The sequence below is a fragment of the Salinisphaera sp. G21_0 genome (assembly GCF_017744115.1).
GTDB lineage: Bacteria > Pseudomonadota > Gammaproteobacteria > Pseudomonadales > Endozoicomonadaceae > Endozoicomonas.
Genome location: NZ_JAGHQW010000041.1, coordinates 1 through 21,520, shown reverse-complemented (window position 1 = coordinate 21,520; position 21,520 = coordinate 1). Strand labels below are relative to the sequence as shown.

12 protein-coding genes and 1 pseudogene are annotated in these 21,520 nt (G+C 49.9%); 3 read left to right on the top strand and 10 right to left on the bottom strand.

What is annotated here, in order from left to right; genetic code table 11:
- Positions 1 to 728: 728 nt before the first annotated feature.
- A complete protein-coding gene (locus J7439_RS17830; protein WP_209203307.1) occupies positions 729 to 1,910 on the bottom strand; it encodes a hypothetical protein in 1,182 nt (393 codons plus the stop codon).
- Between the two features lie 473 nt (positions 1,911 to 2,383).
- Positions 2,384 to 3,553, bottom strand: coding sequence for a hypothetical protein (locus tag J7439_RS17825; RefSeq protein ID WP_209203306.1), 1,170 nt, complete (start codon positions 3,551 to 3,553; stop codon positions 2,384 to 2,386).
- Between the two features lie 275 nt (positions 3,554 to 3,828).
- Here J7439_RS17825 and J7439_RS17820 point away from each other — a divergent pair, with 275 nt between their 5' ends.
- From J7439_RS17820 to J7439_RS17810, 3 genes are all read left to right on the top strand, one after another.
- Positions 3,829 to 4,416, top strand: a complete 588-nt coding sequence (locus tag J7439_RS17820; RefSeq protein WP_286198422.1) for a Maf family protein — start codon at positions 3,829 to 3,831, stop codon at positions 4,414 to 4,416.
- 313 nt (positions 4,417 to 4,729) lie between these two features.
- On the top strand, positions 4,730 to 6,208 hold the full coding sequence (rng, locus tag J7439_RS17815) for a ribonuclease G (protein WP_209203305.1): 1,479 nt from the start codon (positions 4,730 to 4,732) through the stop codon (positions 6,206 to 6,208).
- Between the two features lie 204 nt (positions 6,209 to 6,412).
- On the top strand, positions 6,413 to 10,417 hold the full coding sequence (locus J7439_RS17810; protein ID WP_286198425.1) for a YhdP family protein: 4,005 nt from the start codon (positions 6,413 to 6,415) through the stop codon (positions 10,415 to 10,417).
- 76 nt (positions 10,418 to 10,493) lie between these two features.
- Here the strand turns inward: J7439_RS17810 and J7439_RS17805 are convergent, their stop codons facing one another.
- The 8 genes and pseudogenes from J7439_RS17805 to J7439_RS17775 all read right to left on the bottom strand — a co-directional run bounded on the left by J7439_RS17805 (position 10,494) and on the right by J7439_RS17775 (position 21,458).
- Complete coding sequence (locus tag J7439_RS17805; protein ID WP_209203303.1) at positions 10,494 to 12,110, bottom strand: RING finger domain-containing protein; 1,617 nt, start codon at positions 12,108 to 12,110, stop codon at positions 10,494 to 10,496.
- A gap of 317 nt (positions 12,111 to 12,427) precedes the next feature.
- On the bottom strand, positions 12,428 to 14,125 hold the full coding sequence (locus J7439_RS17800; RefSeq protein ID WP_209203302.1) for an RING finger domain-containing protein: 1,698 nt from the start codon (positions 14,123 to 14,125) through the stop codon (positions 12,428 to 12,430).
- Positions 14,126 to 14,564: 439 nt separating this feature from the next.
- Positions 14,565 to 14,990 (bottom strand): hypothetical protein, encoded by a 426-nt coding sequence (locus J7439_RS17795; RefSeq protein WP_209203301.1) that lies wholly within the window; start codon positions 14,988 to 14,990, stop codon positions 14,565 to 14,567.
- The gene (locus tag J7439_RS17790) at positions 14,983 to 15,429 is read right to left on the bottom strand and encodes a DUF2306 domain-containing protein (RefSeq protein WP_209203300.1); all 447 of its coding nucleotides are present in this window, start codon (positions 15,427 to 15,429) and stop codon (positions 14,983 to 14,985) included. The genes J7439_RS17795 and J7439_RS17790 overlap by 8 nt, the downstream gene beginning before the upstream one ends.
- Before the next feature lie 15 nt (positions 15,430 to 15,444).
- The gene (locus tag J7439_RS17785) at positions 15,445 to 16,950 is read right to left on the bottom strand and encodes a hypothetical protein (RefSeq protein WP_209203299.1); all 1,506 of its coding nucleotides are present in this window, start codon (positions 16,948 to 16,950) and stop codon (positions 15,445 to 15,447) included.
- A 96-nt stretch (positions 16,951 to 17,046) separates the two neighbouring features.
- A pseudogene (locus J7439_RS27535) lies at positions 17,047 to 17,316 on the bottom strand (IS982 family transposase); the annotation flags it as partial.
- A gap of 226 nt (positions 17,317 to 17,542) precedes the next feature.
- Complete coding sequence (locus J7439_RS17780) at positions 17,543 to 19,390, bottom strand: RING finger domain-containing protein (protein ID WP_209203298.1); 1,848 nt, start codon at positions 19,388 to 19,390, stop codon at positions 17,543 to 17,545.
- Positions 19,391 to 19,595: 205 nt separating this feature from the next.
- Positions 19,596 to 21,458, bottom strand: coding sequence for an RING finger domain-containing protein (locus J7439_RS17775; RefSeq protein WP_209203297.1), 1,863 nt, complete (start codon positions 21,456 to 21,458; stop codon positions 19,596 to 19,598).
- Positions 21,459 to 21,520: the final 62 nt, after the last annotated feature.

Genomic DNA, 21,520 nt, shown 5'->3' with positions numbered 1-21,520 from the left:
TTTGGTGTCGGGTTTTGAGCTGTAGTTTGTGACCCACTCTTTGGTGTCGGGTTTTGAGCTGTAGTTTGTGACCTGCGCTCTGGTACCGGGGATTGAGCTGTAGTTTGTGGCCTTCTCTCTGGTGTCGGGTTTTGAGCCGTAGTTTGTGTTCTGCTCACTGGCAGCTGGTTTTCAGTCATAGTTTGAGGTTTGGTAACTTTTCGGTCATACAGGCTCTTGACTGCGTAAACAAGATCAACCGCCAGTGACGGAATAAAAGCTACTACAGACACCACAGCGGCAACAGCACGCCCAAAAAAGCGAGATGTTTTACTGGCAACAGCCTCAGAAATTCTGTTAAACCAGCTTGAGCAGGTCCATTTACGCTTTTCTGTAGTCTGGTGGGTATTGAGTGCTGGATTACCAACAATCGGGTCTGACATAGAAACCTCCTGTGTTTCTCTTTAAATCATGTAGTTGTAAATAATAAATTGGAGATATAGTTGATTATCTACTGTTAAGACCACTATGCAGTGAATAAGTTTCAATTCTTTTAAGATTGAATAAGATCTATCTGGCTTACCAATGGCTGTGTCGTGCTGAGCTATTACCACAAATTGGTGTTTCCTGCCAGAAACTGGCCTTCAATGAAAACCCTTTTCCCGGTGAGTCCCCAGCCGGGAAAAGGCAACTGCAGGCAGAAATACTGAACCGGGGTTCTCCCGGGATAGAAATCTGTCGCTACTTTTTCACAGGAAGTATCTTCGACGACGGTATCTTTTGGTAAGGTCCGTAACAAGGTCTTTCCACTCTTTTGGCAAGGCGCATTTTTTGGCATCAAATTGAATAAAAACGACTTGCTCAATATATGCTCTCAATGTTCTTTCCTCCTCTTTCGCTTTAAGCCGCTTTTTAACAGGGAGCTGATCGTACTGCTCGACTTTGCTTGAGAAATCAAATGGAAATGCACGCACCTCAAAATCAGCTTGCCCCCCTGAGTGGAATTTGTTGCCTTTTCCCACAAGAATGGCATTTAGAGAATCATGCCGGGTGAAAACTCCATTATCAATAAGGGTTCTAATATCATTAACCAGTGGATTCAAAACTTCATCCCAGTTCTCAGGTATCAATGGATTCTGGCCTGCTGATAACACTTTCTTACCGTTCAGTTGATCGGTAATATTAAAAGGGGCTTTGCTGTCCAATACGAAGGCATTTTGTTTTGGGTATTCGTTAAATGATGGTGCGATATAGGTTGCTTTTGTGTATGTGGTGCCCTCAAATTCCCAACGAATAACAGCGGGTTTGATTTCATTGGTAGGAATACCTAATTTTTCCAGGTATCGCTGCATCATTAACTCATCATAGAATTGATGTGGGGCCCTGATCATTGCCAGTGCCTGGCCATCGCCGATATCGTAGAATGTCTTGGATCCACCACCTCCCAGCTTATTATGGAGTTTTACGGTTGTGACACCATCTTCAGTAATCAACTCAATGGGCATATCACCTTTGGTTGCCTCATTTAATTGTTGATATGCTGCTTCAGGAATCTCGTTTGGATGATGTGTGAGGTTTTCTGCCAGAAAACGATCGTAACGTTCCATCGTAGCTTTAACATCGTCATCATGAATGTATCTTCGCCATTGTACTTTGGCTCCTGGAATAACCGGAAGATTTGGAGCAGGAGCCTGGAGTTTGGTGATTTTTCTGTCATACAGGCTCTTGGCTGCATAAACAAGATCAACGCCCAGTGAAGGAATAAAGGTGACTACAGTCACCACAGCGGCAACAACACGCCCAAAAAAGCGAGATGTTTTACTGGCAACAGCGTCAGAAATTTTTTTAAACCAGCATACGCAGGTCCATTCACTATTTTGCGCATTCTGGGGGGGATTGAGCGCTGGATTGCCGGCAGTGGGGCCTGTCATGGAAACCTCCTATGTTTCTTTATTAAGAGTATTGTTATAAATAGTTGATTCTTTGATAACCATACCATTCGCACTGAGTGAAGTGCGGTGCTTCTATCCTTCGGCTTCGCTCAGGATGAATGGGTGTACGGGTATTAAAGTTTTACTGGTGCTTTTGACCACTAACTAATGAATAAGTTCAAACTATTTTATAATCCGTCTTCATCACGTTAGGCATCAGGCATCTATCCCTCTAAGTGGCTACGGTTCTGTTTCGTTCAAAAAAAGGTTGAATATGATCTATCTGGCTTCCCAATCCCCGCGTCGGGCTTAGCTGTTACAACAAATTGGTGTTTCCTGCCAGAAACTGGCCTTCAATGAAAACCCTTTTCCCGGTGAGTCCCCTGCCGGGAAAAGGCGACTGCAGGCAAAAACACCAAACCGCGATTCTCCCGGGAGTGTAGAAAACCAACGCAGCCTTTTCACAGGAAGATTCATCGGCGAATATGTCTTTCGACAAGATCTTTAACAAGTTTTTTCCACTCTTTTGGCAAGCGCCATGCCTTAGGGTTAAATTGAACAAAAGCGGCTAACTCGATATAATGTCTCAATATTTCTTTCTCCTCTTTAGCTGTAAGCCGCTTTTTAGGTGGAAGTTGATCAAGTTGAGTCGTCTCGTCTACGAATTCATATGGAAATGCGCGAATCTCATAATCAGCAGGCCCACCTGAGTGGAATTTATTGCCTTTTCCGACAACGATGGCTTTGTGGGTAGCCGAAATTCCGTAACAAGCATGTGTAGAAACACCATTATCAATCAGGGTTCTAACATCATTAACCAGTGGCTTTAAAACCTCATCCCAGTGCTCAGGAGTCAGTATATACTTGTCTTCGTCTTCGTCTACTGCTAACAATTTCTTACCATCCAGTAGTTCAGTTTCCTCTGAAGTAGATCTTTTATGCATTAAGAAAGCATTTTGTTTTGCGTATTCGCTAAATGATGTTGTGATGTAGGTTGCCATTGTGTATTTTTCACCCTCGAATTCCCAACGAATAACAGCGGGTTTGATTTCAATGGTCGGAACACCTAATTTTTCAAGGTATCTATTCATCATTAATTCATCATAGAATTGGTGTGGGCAATTATTCATTGCCAGTGCCTGTCCATCTCCAATATCGTAGTAACGTCTTGATTCACCAATTCTTAGCTCTTCCCCAAACTTAAATGTTGTAAAAGCATTTTGGTCTGGAGTAATCAACTCAACTGGAATATCACCATTCAGGGCCTTAACCAGTTGTTGGTGAGCTGCTTCCGGGATAGCCTCTGGATGGTGTAAGACGTTATTTGCCAGAAAACGATTGTGTTTTCCCATCGTAGTTTTGACATCGCCATCATGAATGTCTCTTATCCACTCTACCTTGGCCTGGAGATTGGTGACTTTTCTGTCATACAGGCTCTTGGCTGCATAAACAAGATCAACGCCCAGTGAAGGAATGAAGGTGGCTACAGTTACCACAGCGGCAACAACACGCCCAAAAAAGCGAGATGTTTTACTGGCAACAGCGTCAGAAATTTTTTTAAACCAGCTTACGCAGGTCCATTCACTATTTTGCGCATTCTGGGGGGAATTAAGCGCTGGATTACCGGCAGTGGGGCCTGTCATAGAAACCTCCTATGTTTCTTTATTAAGAGTATTGTTATAAGTAGTTGATTCTTTGATACCCATACCGTTCGCACTGAGTGAAGTGCGGTGCTCCCATCCTTCGAATCCGCTCAGGATGAATGGGGTGTACGGTATTAAAGCTTTACTGGTGTTTTTGACCACTAACTAATGAATAAGTTCCAACTCTTTTATAATCCGTCTTTATTACGTTAGGCTTCGGGCATCTATCCGGGCTAAGTGACTACGGTTCTGTGTCGTTCAAAAAAAGGTTGAATATGATCTATCTGGCTTCCCAATCCCCGCGTCGAGCTGAGCTGTTACAGCAAATCGGTGTTTCCTTTCATCAACTGGCCTGTGATATTGATGAAACCCCATTCCCCGGTGAGGCTCCAGCAGAATATGTGCTGCGAATGGCCCGGGAAAAGGCAGCGGCAGGCTGGCAGGCATTATTAACCCGGGATTCTGTCCAAATGCCCTTGCTGGCAGCAGATACAACGGTGGTCTGTAATGATCAAATTCTCGGCAAGCCTCAGGATTCAAACGATGCTCGTCGTATGTTGGTGATGCTGTCCGGCAATGCTCATCAGGTGATGACCGCAGTAGCGGTAACCGATGGCAGTCAGCTGCAAACTGAGTTGTCAGTCACAGATGTGGTGTTTAATGACCTGTCTGATTCGTTGATTGATGATTATATTGCCTCCGGGGAGCCGACCGATAAAGCAGGTGCCTACGGTATTCAGGGCTACGGTGCGGTTTTGGTAGCGAGTCTGTCTGGCAGTTATTCCGGTGTTGTCGGGTTGCCGCTTATGGAGACTGCACGACTTCTGACAGATTTTAATGTGCCATTCTGGCAAGCGTACTGATCTGTACTCTGTATCTTATTTCCAACTAAGGTGTCTCATTTTCTCGCCGTTTTTGCCGTTCAAAAAAGAGCGTGAATACGCTCTCACACCATCATGGAACGGTTTTTGGTATAAAGTTTGTCAGGAAGCAAAAACCGGATGCAAATTACTGGTATGATCGACTGATCTATTTTGTTTCTACCAGTACGTCAACCTCAGACGGCCTCTTAAGGAATGGTGGAAAGTGTATTGACCTGTGATGCCTGAGACGAAACTCATCGTCCGTCTGAAGAGGCACCACAGGTCAATGCATTAAAGGAATTGAGGGACTGGGATGAGCGAAGAAATTCTCATGAATATCACGCCCATGGAATCACGGGTGGCTCTGGTTGAAAATGGGGTGCTGCAGGAGATCTATGTCGAGCGTGCCCGAAGTCGGGGTATTGTCGGCAATATTTATAAAGGGAAGGTGGTTCGTGTCCTGCCGGGAATGCAGGCCGCTTTTGTTGATATTGGCCTTGAACGGGCGGCGTTTATTCATGCCAGTGAAATTGCGCCCAGGCAGGACAGCCGCCATGAAAAAAACGGGGAAGAGACCCAGGAACGCCCGATTTATGAACTGGTGCATGAAGGCCAGTCGCTGGTGGTTCAGGTAACCAAAGATCCCCTGGGTACCAAAGGTGCCCGTCTGACCACCCATATCTCCATTCCGGCCCGCTATCTGGTGCACATGCCAAAAAACAACCACGTGGGGATCTCGCTGCGCATCGAAGATGTTGAGGAGCGGGAACGTCTGCGGCAATTGGTTGAGTCTTGCCTTGGCGGTGATGATGGTGCCGGTGGCTTTATTCTGAGAACGGCTGCAGAAGGCATCGGCGAAGCTGAGGTGCGTGCCGATATTCTCTTTCTGCGCAGGCTGTGGGCCACCATCGAAGAGAATATCCGGGAGAGTAAGGCACCGGCCAATGTCTATGAAGACTTGCCGCTGCACTTGCGAACCATGCGTGACCTGGTCAACCCCAACATTGAAAAGATCCGCATTGATTCCCGGGAAACGTTTGAAAAAGTGTCCAAATTTGTCAAAAAGCTGGTACCTGAGATCGATGGCCGGGTTGAATATTACCCCGGCGAACGCCCGATTTTTGATCTGTTTGGCGTTGAGGATGAGATCAACAAGGGGCTTAGCCGTAAAGTTCAGCTGAAGTCCGGTGGCTATCTGATTATTGATCAGACCGAAGCCATGACCACCATCGATGTCAACACCGGTGCCTTTGTCGGTCATCGTAATCTGGAAGAGACTATCTTTAAAACCAACCTTGAAGCGGCCGTTGCCATTGCCCGTCAGCTCCGGTTACGGAATTTGGGGGGGATCATCATTATCGACTTTATTGATATGGAAGATCCGGAGCATCAGCGGCAGGTTCAGCGTGCTTTTGAAAAGGCCATGGAGCAGGATCATGCCAAGACCAATTTTACCGGCGTCAGTGAACTGGGCCTGGTGGAGATGACTCGCAAGCGAACCCGCGAGTCATTGGAGAATGTTCTGTGTGAATCCTGCCCAACCTGTGAAGGCCGTGGTACCCTGAAAACGGCAGAGACGGTATGCTACGAGATTTTCCGGGAAATTCTCCGGGCTGTCCGGGCCTATGATGGCGACAGTTATACGGTGCTGGCAGCTGAGACCGTGATAGACCGTCTGCTGGATGAAGAGTCCAATAATGTGGCCGATCTTGAAGAGTTTATCCAGAAGCCTATTCGTTTTCAGGTGGAGCCGATCTATACCCAGGAACAGTTTGATGTAGTTCTGGTGTAACGAACGCTGCCCGCTTCCTGCTGCCCGCTACCCCGCTTCTCAGGGGCGCGGTTAACGGGAAGCGGGTAGTGTTTTTTTAGCATTTGGTAATGGTTACTGTTGAGTCTGGATTGATATTTTGTTGAGCGTCACTTTTGTTATACGGCTGGTTAATGGTCAGTTGTCCAATGGTTTGTCAGGGCGGGAACTCGGTTGTTGAAGCGGATGGTAAACAGCCTCAAACGGAGTGCTCCGGGTATTCAGGGGGCAGATGGTGAAAAAGCACCATCAGGCACTCTCCGTCTACTGAATAGTTTGATGAAATGGAGCTGGCGGCTGCTGCTGACCGGGTTAACCATTCTGGTCATTCTGGTGGGGCTCGGGCGACTGACGTTTAGTGCTTTACCGGTTCTGCTGCCTCAGCTTTCAGGTTTTCTCAGCGACCGGTTACAGGCTGACCTGCAAATTGAGTCCATGTCTGCGCAATGGAATGATGGTGAGCCATGGTTATCCATGAGAGGGTTGACGCTTAAAGGTAAAGAGGCAGATCAGGCCGGGTTCAGTATCTCGCAGCTGGCTTTGGAACTGAGCCTGAAGGAGTCACTATTTCACTGGACGCCAGTATTTTCATCCCTGGAAATCAATGGAGTCAATGTTGAGCTGGTCCGTGGAGATGGTGCCCAGTGGGCACTATCCGGTATTCAACGGGTTGCCGGGTCATCATTACAGGCTCCTGAATATCAACAGAGTTCTGCGATGGAATGGCTTGCCCTGCAAAAGAAGGTGGATATTCGTGATATCCGCCTGAATATGCGCAAAGCCAATGGTGAGAGCAGTGATATTCATGGCCAGCATTTGACGGTCGTGACGGATGGTGACCAGAAAAATCTGTCGGTCCGCCTTGAAGCGGGTGCTGGTTATCTTGCCATCGATGGCTCTGGCATCGCCAGCCCTGGTCAGTTTTCCCGGTGGCAGGGAGCGGCCGTCGCCAGTGATCTTGATGCTGAGCAGCTCTGTGTCCTGTGGTCTGGTTGTTATGATGATGTGCTGTCAGCAGTGGTACAGTTGGAGACCCGCTGGCTGTATGATGATGGGGTCTGGCAAGTACAGGGAGAGGTCGCTTCTCCTGATGTAACGTATCGGGATAACGCTGGTGCGTTGAACCATCTTTCCGGGCAGACCCATGTATTTATGCAGGGCGTTTTGTCCCGGGAGCCGTTGTCAGAATCCAGCTGGCAGATCTGGCTGAATGGCCTCAATCTGGAAAACCGCCTGCATAACGGGACGGTTTATCAGTGGGAAAACAGCTGGTATCTGGCCGGTGGCCTGGCTGAAGAATATGCGGTAACCGTAGCGACCGAAAACCTGGATCTGGATCTGCTGAAACGATGGTTACTGGATACAGATGCGCTTCCGGAACCGGTTGCTGATCTGGTGAATACCCTGAATCCCATTGGCCAGTTGAATGATCTGGCCATCCGTTTTTACCCATCCCGTCAACCGTTTGATTTCGACTTGAGTGCCCGGCTTGACAATGTGTCGGTGGCTGCCTGGCACGGCGCTCCTTCCGGGGGCAATGTCAGTGGTCAGTTAAGGATGAACCTGCTGCAGGGGTATCTTGATCTGGATACCCGGAACTTCCAGCTGGGCTTTCCCAAACTGTTCCGGGAAACCTGGACGTTTGCTACTGCCAAAGCACGCCTTTACTGGGATGTTATTGATGACTTTTATATTTTGAAGTCGGATGACATCGCCCTGGTGGGTGCTGAAGGTGATCTGAAAGGCAAGCTCAGGCTCGATATCCCGTTAAAATGGCATGAAGGTGACACCCTGGATATGGCATTGACGGTGGGCATGAGCAATGGTGATGCCCGCTATACGGGCAAGTACCTGCCAGCCTTGCTGCCCATGAACAGCGGCCTGGTTCACTGGCTGGATACCGCCATTCGCAAGGCGGATATCTCAGGGGGCGGGTTTATTTATAACGGTGCGCTGTCTGGTGGTAAGCGTGGAGATATCGGCCCACAGGATTCCCGCTGGGGACTGTTTTTTGATCTCCAGAATGGCGAGCTGGACTATGCGCCTGACTGGCCTGTGATTACCGGCCTGGCCGGGCAGGTTTATGTTAACGATGACCGGGTGGAAGTACTGGGCCAGCAGGCAGAGTCAGCGGGTGGCCAACTGAATGATATCGTGGCGCGAGTGCCGCTGGACGGGACATCGATACTCAGGATCCGCAGTCAGCTGAATGCCAGTGGCGAGACACTGCAGCACTTTCTTACCCGGACACCCATTAATGACTGGATGAAGGGTGCAGCAGAACAATGGACGTTACAGGGGCAGCTGGATGCCGGACTTGATTTAACACTTCCTCTGGATGACCCGGGCCGTTCTGAAGTGGATATCCGTGGTGCAGTGGAATCGTTTACCTTCGGAATTCCTGAGGTGGGGATTGCCGCAAAAGGCATTGCCGGTGATCTCTCCTACAGCACTGACCGTGGACTTACGGCACGACAGTTATCTGGTCAGCTGTTTGGTCAGCCGGCTCAATTTCAGATACGTTCGATGGTACAGAATCAACAACCCGTTTCCACCGATATTGTCTGGTCAGGCAGAGCCTCAGTGTCTTCACTTCAGGACTGGCTGAAGCTGGATTGGCTCAGTTTGCTGGAGGGAGAAACGGATTATCGCGCCAGCTTATCCCTGGGATTAGACGACAATAACACGGAACTCAGGGTCGGCAGTGAATTGCTTGGCGTTGATATAGAGCTGCCAGCGCCGGTGGGTAAAACAGCCGATACACCGCTACCCCTGACGTTTTCTCTGACCAAAAAAGCAGGTCACCAGCTGCTGGGTGTGACGCTGGGCAAACTGGGGCGGCTGGACATGAGAATGACGCCAGAGTTTTCCCCGGAGTCTGCCTTGATGACACTGGGTGACGATGCTTCCCATCCCGGTACAGGCTTTTCTGTCTGGCCTTCAGGGAATCAATTTCTGGTGACCGGTACTTTGCCGGAACTGGATCTCGGTCCCTGGAAGGCCCGCTTTGAAGGGCAGCCCGGTAGTCCTGTCGAGCAACAGTTGGCCTCACGCCTGGCCCTTGACAATGTTCACCTCGGTTCACTGAAGTATGGGGATTATCTCTGGCCGGATATATCGGTTTCACTTCAGCAGGCGGTTCAGAATCAGAGGTCACAGTCTGACAGAAAAGGCATGAAACTGGCCGTTGATGGACAGACACTGAAAGGTGATTTATGGATTCCTGACCAGCAAACTGCACCGTGGTCTCTTTATATTGACCGTGTACATCTGCCAGAGCCTGCTTCTGAAAACGCTTCCGGGGAGAGTCCTTTAGAATCCGGGGACAGCCTGGCAGACATCAATCCGGCAACGTTGCCCAATCTTGATGTGAACATCAACCATATTCAGGTTGGCGGCCGAACGCCTGCAAGCATCGGTTTTAAACTTCGTCATGGACCCAACGGTGTCAAGATCGATCATATTACCGGTGAGCTGTCGGGTATGTCGCTGAATGGTCTGGCAGACTGGGTGCTGATGGACGGTGAACAGCGCAGCTGGGTTCAGGGAGAACTTAAAGGCACGGACATCACAGCATTGCAGAAAGCCCTGGGCTCTTCAGGTTTTCTTGAGGCCAGGGAAAGCCGTTTCGAGGCCAGCCTGAACTGGGATGGATCGCCTCTTGGAGGTTCGATTGCCACCATGAAAGGCCGGATCGATTTGCTGCTGAAGAAAGGGCGGCTGCGCAAAGTCGATAATGGCTCGTCGGAAGCACTTAAATTATTTGGTATTTTTAATACCGAAGCACTGACCAGAAGGATAAGGCTGGACTTTTCCGATCTCTACTCGTCCGGTATCAGTTTTGATCAAATCAAGGGCAGCCTGAACTTTAACCGTGGACTGATTACCTTCAATTCACCCATGGTGATCGAAGGGCCGTCTTCCGACTTCAAACTGGATGGCACTATTGATACCAATACTGAACAGCTGGATCTGAGCCTGGTGGTTACCCTGCCTGTGTCATCCAATCTGCCGATTCTCAGCGTACTGCTGGGAACTGCTCCCCAGGTGGCGGGCATTATTTATATTGCGGACAGACTGGTGGGCAAACAGGTGGATCAGCTGGCCAGCATTCGTTACCGGATTCATGGCTCCTTTGCTGACCCTAAAATGACCCTGGACAGGCTGTTCTCCAATAAGCCGAAAAAATAACCCGGCCGATATAATCTTCCTGATTCATCCTCTGCCTGAATGTACTCTGAATACGCAAAGGCTTTTAGCGGATCTATCAGGAAGCTATCTCCACACTGCTTTTGAGGTTCCTCAGATTTTTAATAGCCTTGGCATTCCCCAGCCTGGCTGCCTTACGGTACCAGCGCTCCGCTTCATACAGATTTACCCCAAAGCCCTCTCTACCAAGCTCATACAGGGTGCCCAGTTTGTTCATGGCTGAAGCACTACCCAGCTCAGCCGCATTGAGCAACCAGAAGGTCGCCTGGTCCAGATTTATCGGAAAGCCCTCGTCACCATTGAGATAAAGGCTGCCCAGCTTTTTCATGGCTGAATCATTGCGCAGCCTGGCCGCCTTAAGGTACCACCGCTCCGCTTCACGCAGGTCTACCCCAAAGCCCTCGTCAGCATAGTGATGAAGGTAGCCCAGCAGGTACATGGCTGAAGCTATAATGGCTGGATCTTTCCCCAGCTCAACCACCTTGAGCAACCAGATTTTCGCCTGATGCAGATCTGCCGTAAAGCTCTCACCACCATACAGATACAGGTAACCCAGGTGATACATGGCTCTGACATGTTCCAGCTCAACCGCCTTGAGCCACCAGGATTTCGCCTGGTGCAGATCTTTCTCAAAGCCTTGTTCACCCTGGTAATACAGGCAGCCCAGGCTGGACATGGCTCCAACATCCCCCAACCCGGCCGCCTTGAACAACAGGAACATTCCCTGATCCTGATGATCTGCCGGTAAGCCCTCGCCGCCATCCAGATACAGTAGGGCCAGGTTATTCATGGCGCAGGCATCCCCCAATCCAGCCGCCTCCAGGTACCAGTGCTCCGCTTTGCGCAGATCTGCCGCGAAGTCCTTGCCACCATGCTGATACTGGTAGGCCAGGTTATTCATGGCTGTAGTATCCCCCAGCTCAGCCGCCTTAAGGTACCAGCTCTCGGCTTTGTGCAGATCGGCTGGAAAGCCCTTGCCACCACGTGCATAGACGATGCCCAGGCTGCACATGGCTGCAATATCCCCCAGCTCAGCCGCCTTAAGGTACCAGCTCTCGGCTTTGTGCAGATCTATCCGAAAGCCCTCACCGCCCAACTGATACAGGTGGCCCAGATGCCACATGGCTGCAATATCCCCCAATTCAGCCGCCTTGATATACCAGTGTTCCGCTTTGTGCAGATCTACCGGAATGCCTTCGCCACCATTCTGGAAAAGACACCCCAGGTTTCTCAGACCGATCAGGTCGGATCCTCCCCTTCTGGCCAGCAGAAGGGCAGCATCGAGGTGCTTATTGGCAACGGCCAGGGCCAGGGGAGTTTTACCCGAAGTTCGGCCCGCATCCACCTTCGTTCCCCTTTGCAGCAGGGCCTGGATGATCTTGATATCACCCTCCTTTGCCGCGTTGACCATCTGACGCCGCCAGCCCCGGGGCAGGGGCAGGTTTTTCACCACCATTTTTTTAATGACTTCCCGTCCGTAAGGGCAGGTCAGATGGCCTTTTGTCCAGCTGGAAAGGCACTTAAAGTGAAACTTATGCCCGCAGGGCCTGGCAATAGCGACGCGCCTGCCCACAAACATCAGATTAGTGGATGAGTAGAGGCCATCATGGCAGATCGGGCAGATTGTGGGCTCGGTGGGCACAACAACTGCTGCACTGGAGGGAATGCTGTTCACGCCAGGTAACTTCCTTACTTTTTGGGATTGCTACTCTGACTGTGTTGATCTCAAAAATATCCCGTACCAGGTTCTGAAAATATCAAAAAACCAGCTTTTTGGAATTGCTGAATTCCAGAACAGATCTAAATATCGGAAAAGAAGGCGGTTATAAGGTTATAACGCACAAAATTTTATCGATGCAGGAGGTATAGATATATATTCATTGTCGTGAAACATATTTTGCTGAACCTTTTTTCGCTCCCGGGGGACGCAAAATATTGTCACCCGCCATGGGCATTTGGCGGATCTATCGGGAAGCCTGCTCTACCATCGTTTTATGCCTTACAGTCTGCTGCCGTGGATGCGCCCTCTGGGTGGGGGCGGCCGGATTCTTCAGGAAAGGCTTCATCAAGCCCGCGTTTTTTAGCGGGTTGCGGTTTTGAGGCTTTTTCCTGTTTTTTGATGGCCAAGTCTCTCCTCAACTGAGCTACCTTGAGCAACAGGCGTTTTCCCTTGTACCTATGTTCCGGAAAGTTCTCGCCACCACGCAGATACATGTGACCCAGGCCACTCATGGCCAGAGGAGACCCCAGCTTAATGGCTTTCAGGTACCAGCGCTCCGCTTCACGCAGGTCTATCTCAAAGCCCTCGCCACCATACTGATATAGACGACCCAGGTTGTACATGGCTAAAACATCCCCCAGCCCGGCCGCCTTCAGGTACCATCGCTCCGCTTCATGCAGATCTACCTCAAAGCCCTCGCCACCAAAATGATATAGGCGACCCAGCATGTACATGGCTGAAGCTATAATGGCTGGATCTTTCCCAAGCTCAACCATCTTGAGGAACCAGATTTTCGCCTGGTGCAGATCTGCCTCAAAGCCCACACCACCATGCAGATAAAGGTTACTCAGCGGTTGCATGGCGCTGACATGTCCCAGCTCAACCGCCTTGAGCCACCAGGATGTCGCCTGGTGCAGATCTTTCCCAAAGCCCTTGTGACCGGTGGCATACAGCCAGCCCAGATTGGTCATGGCTTCAGCATCCCCCAGCCCAGCCGCCTTGATCAACAGGGACTTTCCTTGATCCTGGTGATCTGCCGGTAAGCCCTCGCCGCCATCCAGATACACTAGGGCCAGGTTACTCATGGCGCAGACATCCCCCAATCCAACCGCCTTCAGGTACCAATGCTCCGCTTTGCGCAGATCTACCGCGAAGTCCTTGTCACCCTTATGATACAGATAGGCCAGGTTATTCATGGCTGTAGTATCCCCCAGCTCAGCCGCCTTAAGATACCAGCTCTCGGCTTTATGCGGATCGGCTGGAAAGTCCTCGCCACCATCTGCATACATGATGCCCAGGCTGCACATGGCTGCAATATCCCCCAGCTCAGCCGCCTTGAGGTACCAGCTTTCGGCTTTGTGCAGATCTATCGAAAAGCCCTCGCCACCAAACTGATACAGGTAGCCCAGATGCCACATGGCTGCAATATCCCCCAACTCAGCCGCCTTGAGATACCAATGCTCCGCTTTGTGCGGATCTACCGGAATGCCCTCACCACCATTCTGGAAAAGACACCCCAGGTTTCTCAGGCCGATCAGGTCGGATCCTCCCCGTCTGGCCAGCAGCAGGGCAGCATCGAGGTGCTTATTGGCAACGGCCAGGGCCAGGGGAGTTTCACCCGCAGTTTGACTCGCATCCACCTTCGCCCCCCGTTGCAGCAGGGTCTGGATGATCTTGATATCCCCCTCCTCTGCCGCGTTGACCATCTGATTCTGCCAGCCCCGGGGCAGGGGCAGGTTTTTCACCACCATATGTTTAATGACTCCCCGCCCGTAAGGGCAGGTCAGATGGTCTTTTGTCCAGCGGGAAAGGCACTTAAAGTGAAACTTATGCCCGCAGGGTCTGGCAATAGCGACGCGCCTGCCCACAAACTTCCGATTTTTGGGTGAGTAGAGGTCATCATGGCAGATCGGGCAGATTGGGGGCTCGGTGGGTACAACAACTGCTGCACTGGAGGGAATGCTGTTCATGCCAGGTAACTCCCTTACTTTTTGGGATTGCTACTCTGACTGTGTTGATCTCTAAAATATCCCGTACCAGGTTCTGAAAATATCAAAAAAACAGCTTTGTAGATTTCCTTAATTCCAGATCAGAGCAAAATATCGGAAAAGAAGGCGGTTATACGGTTATATCGCACACCATTTTATGGATGCAGGAAGTATAGAGATACAAATTCATTGTCGTTTAAGTCGACCTGGACTTTAACAGGCCGGCACTGGTAACCGGATTCATGGCTCCTTTGATGATCCCGGGAGAATCCTGAAATAACCCTGAACAGTCTATTATCCAATAAGCCTAAAAAATAACCTGGCCGACATAATCCTCCTGATTCATTCTCTGCCTGGATGTACTGTGAATCGAGTTTCCGATCACCAGTTTGCTTTTGCCTGTTCTTTATCTTGTTGGGAATCAGATTTCCCCTGGGAGAGGGCCCTTGATGGCCAGAACGGGTAATTCACTGTGTTGGTTGGTTCGGCATAGTTTAGGCAACCACATATCGGCAATGAATAATCCATTCCTTCCTGCTATTTTACGACAATCCTGAATGGTTGTGTTCTGAACCCGGAATGTGAGTGCAGGGTGCTCATCAGCAAAATAATCAAGCTGGTCAATAACAAGAATATATTGATTTGGCTCAATGAGTAGCAAGCTGCAACATGCCACAGGGGAGATAGTTTGATCGTTGGCCTGGTTTTGTGAATGGGCCAGTGCTGCTGTAATACCCTCCAGAATGGAAAAGACCTGAAAATAATACGTTCCGCCCACATACACAGATATCAGCAGGCTGGCACCAATAATCAGCCAAGTCAGATATTCTAATAATCGTTTAGTCATGATGGAGTGACAATAACGGCACAACAAAATTATGAACCAGATTGAACAAATAATAGGAAAGCATTCGACCAGGAAACAGGGTCATGGTCCCTGCCAGCAGTAAACCAAAGTAAAACACCAGTTTCATACAAAATTCATGTTGATGGATTTTTCTCCTTCGGGCGAAATAAATGCCTAAAGCAAGAAAAACAAGTGTCGCAAAGCTGAGACTATGTACAGCACTTAAGCCATACAGACGGCTGTTGGGATTAAGCACCTTTATCCAGAATGAGCCAATGGCGACCAGGGATACCATGGCAACCCACAGGTGCCCAAGTCGCCGGTGTAATCTACCGCCTTTTTTTAGTAGTAAGATAATCGCACCGAGGATAATGGACGCAAGAGCTAAAGCAATGTGTGACACTACCGCGAAATCGCTGGTATAACCAAGGTATTGCATTGATTTTGATGAATTCTAACAATTGCCAAAGAAACGATTGGCTTGCACAAATTTGAGTGATGAACTCAGGTTCTGCTCCAATGCATCAAATATTGTGTCTATAAACATGGTAATGACCTTTACCTGCTCTTGATGAATGGGTATAGACTTGATGGCAATGGTATCCAACAGTTTGCCGTTATGGTCATGAACCAAATGGTGGCGATTTGCCAGGTAATTGAGGCGAATACCATTTTGCTGCTCAGCGGTCACGGCTACAGGCTGGCAATGGTGGAAAAATGCATGACCACTGGCTTCAAGTATTTCAAGGAACCACAGGCGCAGAAACGGATCCTCGAACTGCAGCATTAGCATGCCAAACTTAATTAATGCACGTCTGTGTTTGTCCATCATTGGATCAAGGAAAAAAAATTCCAAGGCATCACTGGCCCGCCAGCCCAGGTGATCGTCAAGTTCAAGTGCAAGCCAGTCGGCCATTGCCAGTCGACTGTGGCGTGCCAGGTTGCTTGATACAGTATTGACATGTACCTCAAACGCATTTTGAGGGGAAGAATAGTTGATTATGTAATGGTTGAGATCCCGGTAGCCGAGGCAGTCAAAAATCCATAAGGGAAAGAAACGACGCAGTTTGTCTATGGCTGGTAAATCGGCAAATTGCAGCCATTGATAAAATTCATGGGATTCAACACGTTGCTTTCTTTCAAGCAGGTATTTAACCAGCGGCTGTTGTGTGGCGTCTGTTTGGGTGGCATCTGGTAGCTTTAGGGCAAAAGAAGCATCAGGATAACAGGGGATGTCGAAAAAAATGGCATTGTTCTTTTCTGGCACACGATCGGGCAGACAATATTGTGTGATGTATTGGTAAAAACTGTCATGAATGGTATCAAAAATATGAAACATCTGATCGGATAGCATTATCGATAAACGATACTGGTCGTCAGTAAGTGCCTCATCCTCAAAAACGCCCGTGGAGTTGAGAATATGCCCAGTCTCTCGATCCAGATGATATTGGCCAAAATAGCGATAGTCGATTCCGTTATCTGCCGTAAGGGCTTTTGCGATTGGTGTAATGGTCTCGAAAAAGACATGCCCACATGCTTCACCGGCTTCTGAGTGGGCAAAGCGTATGAGTGGATCGCCCTGATCTGCAACATTCAAGCGCATGAATTCTACACCACATTTGCGGAAAACTTCTGTGTCTTCCGCAAAAAATAACCACCACAACAGATCACTGATACGCCAGTTCAAAGATCTATCGAAGCCAAGTTTGCGCCAGTCCTCCAAGAACAGACGAGAGTGTGTTTCATCCTCTCGTGTATTGCCATTTATGGTTTGTTTAAACTGATCATTTTCATCATCAAAGCGGATGACCCATTTATTCATATCTCTAAAATTCATGACAAAAAGGATCATGATTGGCATTAATTGGAGCTTCTTGTCCAGAGGGATCTGGTCAGAAGTTATGAGGGAAAATAGTTTATGTTGTTGGAATATATTTTGTCTGTGTTCAATATGTTTCATGACTCTTTTCATTGACATTGCCCTCTAATGTAACGTGAGTTCGATGCTCAGAAAGCCATAGGCAAACCTTCTGTCAGTGCTGTTATATCAATATGATGCTTTCTGGGCTGCCGGGTATAAGCGATTGTAAGAAACCAGGTTCGGGAAGCAGTCAGACTTATATTTAACGATGAGATTCAGGTAATAATGCTTGAAATCCCGAAAGGCACTCTGGTGGAAATGAATGATGATGGTCATTATTTCACTGAGCGACAATTTTGATATAACTGGAGGCTTATTGGCATTACAGATAAGTTGTTTATGCCATTCTGGTTCAAAAATCAGGCAGAAATCATCGATATCACAGAATACACTGGTCATAGACATGGGGCCTCTGGTTAGCTGTTCTAAGGTTTGGTATCTGAAAGATGGCTAAGCAGTCCGGAGGCCTCTTGTCTTTTTTACGTCGAATTCACGTTAATGTATTACAAAAAAGGCAAAATATAGTAGCATTTTGGGATGGGGTATGTGGTACAGATACTCTATCTGAGGTTAGGCTCGGTCCAGCTTAGTCGTTGGTTGTGATAATGAATTAATTTAACTAAATCATTATTCACATACCCGCGTTTTTAGCTGGTTGTGGTTCAGAGAGTTTTTCCAGTTTTTTGATGGCCAGGTCATTCCCCAACTCAGCCGCCTTGAGCAACCAGGCCTTCGCCTGGTCCAGATCTACCGGGAAGTCCGCCCCACCATGCTCATACAGATGACTCAGGTTGAACATGGCCGTAGCGTTACCCAGGTCAGCCGCCTTGAGCAGCCAAAACTTCGCCTGCTGCAGATCCACCGGAAAGTGTGTGCGACCATACAGATATAACCAGCCCAGGTTGCTTATGGCTACAACATATCCCAGCTCAGCGGCCTTGAGGTACAAATCTTTTGCTTTGTGCGGATCTGCCTCAAAGCCCTCGCCACCACGCACATAATGGTTGCCAAGGGTGTTCATGGATTGCGCATTCCCTAGCTCAGCTGCCTTGAGCAACAGGCGTTTTCCCTTGTACGGATCTGCCGGAAAGTTCTTGCGACCATGCAGATACAGGTGACCCAGTTTACTCATGGCCAGAGGAGACCCCAGCTCAATGGCTTTCAGGTACAAGCGCTCCGCTTCACGCAGATCTACCCCAAAGTCCTGGCCAGCATTGTGATGAAGGTAGCCCAGATGGTTCATGGCTGAAGCTATAATGTCTGGCTCTTCCCCCAGATCAACCACCTTGAGCAACCAGGTTTTCGCCTGGTGCAGATCTGCCGGAAAGCTTTCGCCACCATGAAGATACAGGTAACCCAGGTGAAGCATGGCTTTAGCACATCCCAGCTCAATCGCCTTGAGCCACCAGGATTTCGCCTGGTGCAGATCTTTCTCAAAGCCATCGTTACCCTTGAAATACTGCCAGCCAAGACTGGTCATGGCTCCAACATCCCCCAGCCCAGCTGCCTTGAACAACAGGAACTTTCCCTGATCCTGATGATCTGCCGGTAAGCCCTCGCCGCCATCCAGATACAGCAGGGCCAGGTTATACATGGCGCAGGCATCCCCCAATCCAGCCGCCTCAAGGTACCAGTGCTCCGCTTTGCGCAGATCTACCGCGAAGTCCTTGCCACCATTATGATACAGGTAGCCCAGGTTATTCATGGCTGCCATATCCCACTGCTCAGTCGCCTTAAGGTACCAGCTCTCGGCTTTGTGCAGATCGGCTGGAAAGCCCTCGCCACCATTTGCATATACGACGCCCAGGCTGCACATGGCTTCAATATCCCCCAGCTCAGCCGCCTTAAGGTACCAGCTCTCGGCTTTGTGCAGATCTACCGGAAAGCCCTTGCCACCATGCTGATACAGGTAACCCAAATGCCACATGGCTGCAATATCCCCCAACTCAGCCGCCTTGAGGTACCAGTGCTCCGCTTTGTGCAGATCTACCGGAATGCCCTCACCACCATCGCGGAAAAGCCTCCCCAGGTTGTTCAGACCGATCGGGTCGGATCCGCCCCTTCTGACCAGCAGCAGAGCAACATCGAGGTGCTTATTGGCAGCGGCCCAGGCCAGTGGGGTTTTTCCTGAAGTCCGGCCCGCATCCACCTTCGCCCCCCGTTGCAGCAGGGCCTGGATGATCTTGATATCACCCTCCTTTGCCGCGTTGACCATTTGACGCCGCCAGCCCCGTGGCAGGGGCAGGTTTTTCACCATCATTTTGTTAATGACTCTCCGCCCGTAAGGGCAGGTCAGGTGGTCTTTTGTCCAGCGGGAAAGGCACTTAAAGTGGAACTTATGCCTGCAGGGCCTGGCAATAGCGACGCGTCTGCCCACAAACTTCCGATTTTTTGATGAGTAGAGGCCATCATGGCAGATCGGGCAGATTGGGGGCTCCGTGGGTACAACAACGGCTGCACTGGAGGGAACGCTGTTCATGCCAGGTAACTCCCTTACGTTTTTGGGATTGTTACTCTGACTGTGTTGATCTCAAAAATATCCCGTAGCAGGTTCTGAAAATATCAAAAAAACAGCTTTGTAGATTTACTGAATTCCAGAACAGGTCAAAATATCCGAAAAGAAGGGGGTTATACGGTTATAACGTACACAATTTTATGGATGCAGGAGGTATAGAGATACAGATTCATTCAGGAAAGGCTTCATCAAACCCGCGTTTTTTAGCTGGTTGTGGTTTAGAGACTTTTTCCAGTTTTTTGCTGGCCAGGTCATTCCCCAACTCAGCCGCCTTGAGCAACCAGGCCTTCGCCTGGTCCAGATCTACCGGGAAGTCCGCCCCACCATGCTCATATAGATGACTCAGGTGGAACATGGCCCAAGCGTTACCCAGGTTAGCCGCCTTGAGCAACCAAAACTTCGCCTGCTGCAGATCCATCTGAAAGTGTTCGCGACCATACAGATATAACCAGCCCAGGTTGCTCATGGCTGAAACATATCCCAGCTCAGCGGCCTTGAGGAAAAAATGTTTTGCTTTGTGCGGATCTGCCTCAAAGCCCACGTCACCAAGCACATAACGGTTGCCGAGAGTGTTCATGGCTGGCGCATTTCCTAGCTCAGCCGCCTTGAGCAACAGGCGTTTTCCCTTGTACCGGTCTACCGGAAAGTTCTTGCCACCACCCAGATACAGGTTACCCAGTTTACTCATGGCCAGAGGAGACCCCAGCTCAATGGCTTTCAGGTACAATCGCTCCGCTTCACGCAGATCTAAACCAAAGTCCTGGTCAGCATAGTTATGAAGGTAAACCAGCTGGTACATGGCTGAAGCTACAATGGCTGGATCTTCCCCCAGCTCAACCACCTTGAGCAACCAGATTTTCGCCTGGTGCAGATCTGCCGGAAAGCTCTCGCCACCATGAAGACACAGGTAACCCAGGTGAAGCATGGCTTTAGCACATCCCAGCTCAATCGCCTTGAGCCACCAGGATTTCGCCTGGTGCAGATCTTTCTCAAAGCCATTGTTACCCTTGAAATACTGCCAGCCCAGACTGGTCATGGCTCCAACATCCCCCATTCCAGCCGCCTTGAACAACAGGAACTTTGCCTGATCCTGATCTGCTGGTAAGCCCTCGCCGCCATCCAGATACAGTATGGCCAGGTTAGTCATGGCGCAGGCATCCCCCAATCCAGCCGCCTCACGGTACCAGTGCTCCGCTTTGCGCAGATCTACCGCGAAGTCCTTGCCACCATTATGATACAGGCAGCCCAGGTTATTCATGGCTATAATATCCCCCAGCTCAGCCGCCTTAAGGTACCAGCTCTCGGCCTTGTGCAGATCGGCCGGAAAGCCCTCGCCACCATTTGCAAAGACGATGCCCAGTCTGCTCATGGCTGCAATATCCCCCAGCTCAGCCGCCTTAAGGTACCAGCTCTCGGCTTTGTGCAGATCTACCGGAAAGCCCTTGCCACCATGCTGATACAGGTGGCCCAGCTGCCACATGGCTGCAATATCCCCCAACTCAGCCGCCTTGAGGTACCAGTGCTCCGCTTTGTGCAGATCTATCGGAATGCCCTCATCACCATCCTCGAAAAGACCCCCCAGGTTGCTCAGACCGATCGGGTCGGATCCGCCCCTTCTGGCCAGCAGCAGGGCTGCATCGAGGTGCTTATTGGCAGCGGCCCAGGCCAGGGGGGTTTTTCCTGAAGTCCGGCCCGCATCCACCTTTGCCCCCCGTTGCAGCAGGGTCTGGATGATCTTGATATCACCCTCCTTTGCGGCGTTGACCATCTGACGCCGCCAGCCCCGGGGCAGGGGCAGGTTTTTCACCACCATATTGTTAATGACTTCCCGCCCGTAAGGGCAGGTCAGATGGTCTTTTGTCCAGCGGGAAAGGCACTTAAAGTGAAACTTATGCCCGCAGGGCCTGGCAATAGCGACGCGCCTGCCCACAAACTTCCGATTTTTGGGTGAGTAGAGGCCATCATGACAGATTGGGCAGATTGGGGGCTCGGTGGGTACAACAACGGCTGCACTGGAGGGAACGCTGTTCATGCCAGGTAACTCCCTTACGTTTTTGGGATTGTTACTCTGACTGTGTTGATTTCAAAAATATC

Coding starts and splice junctions, on each gene's coding strand:
- J7439_RS17795 (WP_209203301.1), bottom strand. CDS start 14,990: ATGACTAAACGATTATTAGAATATCTGACTTGGCTGATTATTGGTGCC.
- J7439_RS17785 (WP_209203299.1), bottom strand. CDS start 16,950: ATGAAACATATTGAACACAGACAAAATATATTCCAACAACATAAACTA.
- J7439_RS17825 (WP_209203306.1), bottom strand. CDS start 3,553: ATGACAGGCCCCACTGCCGGTAATCCAGCGCTTAATTCCCCCCAGAAT.
- J7439_RS17820 (WP_286198422.1), top strand. CDS start 3,829: ATGATCTATCTGGCTTCCCAATCCCCGCGTCGAGCTGAGCTGTTACAG.
- J7439_RS17800 (WP_209203302.1), bottom strand. CDS start 14,125: ATGAACAGCATTCCCTCCAGTGCAGCAGTTGTTGTACCCACCGAGCCC.
- rng (WP_209203305.1), top strand. CDS start 4,730: ATGAGCGAAGAAATTCTCATGAATATCACGCCCATGGAATCACGGGTG.
- J7439_RS17810 (WP_286198425.1), top strand. CDS start 6,413: ATGGTAAACAGCCTCAAACGGAGTGCTCCGGGTATTCAGGGGGCAGAT.
- J7439_RS17775 (WP_209203297.1), bottom strand. CDS start 21,458: ATGAACAGCGTTCCCTCCAGTGCAGCCGTTGTTGTACCCACCGAGCCC.
- J7439_RS17790 (WP_209203300.1), bottom strand. CDS start 15,429: ATGCAATACCTTGGTTATACCAGCGATTTCGCGGTAGTGTCACACATT.
- J7439_RS17780 (WP_209203298.1), bottom strand. CDS start 19,390: ATGAACAGCGTTCCCTCCAGTGCAGCCGTTGTTGTACCCACGGAGCCC.
- J7439_RS17830 (WP_209203307.1), bottom strand. CDS start 1,910: ATGACAGGCCCCACTGCCGGCAATCCAGCGCTCAATCCCCCCCAGAAT.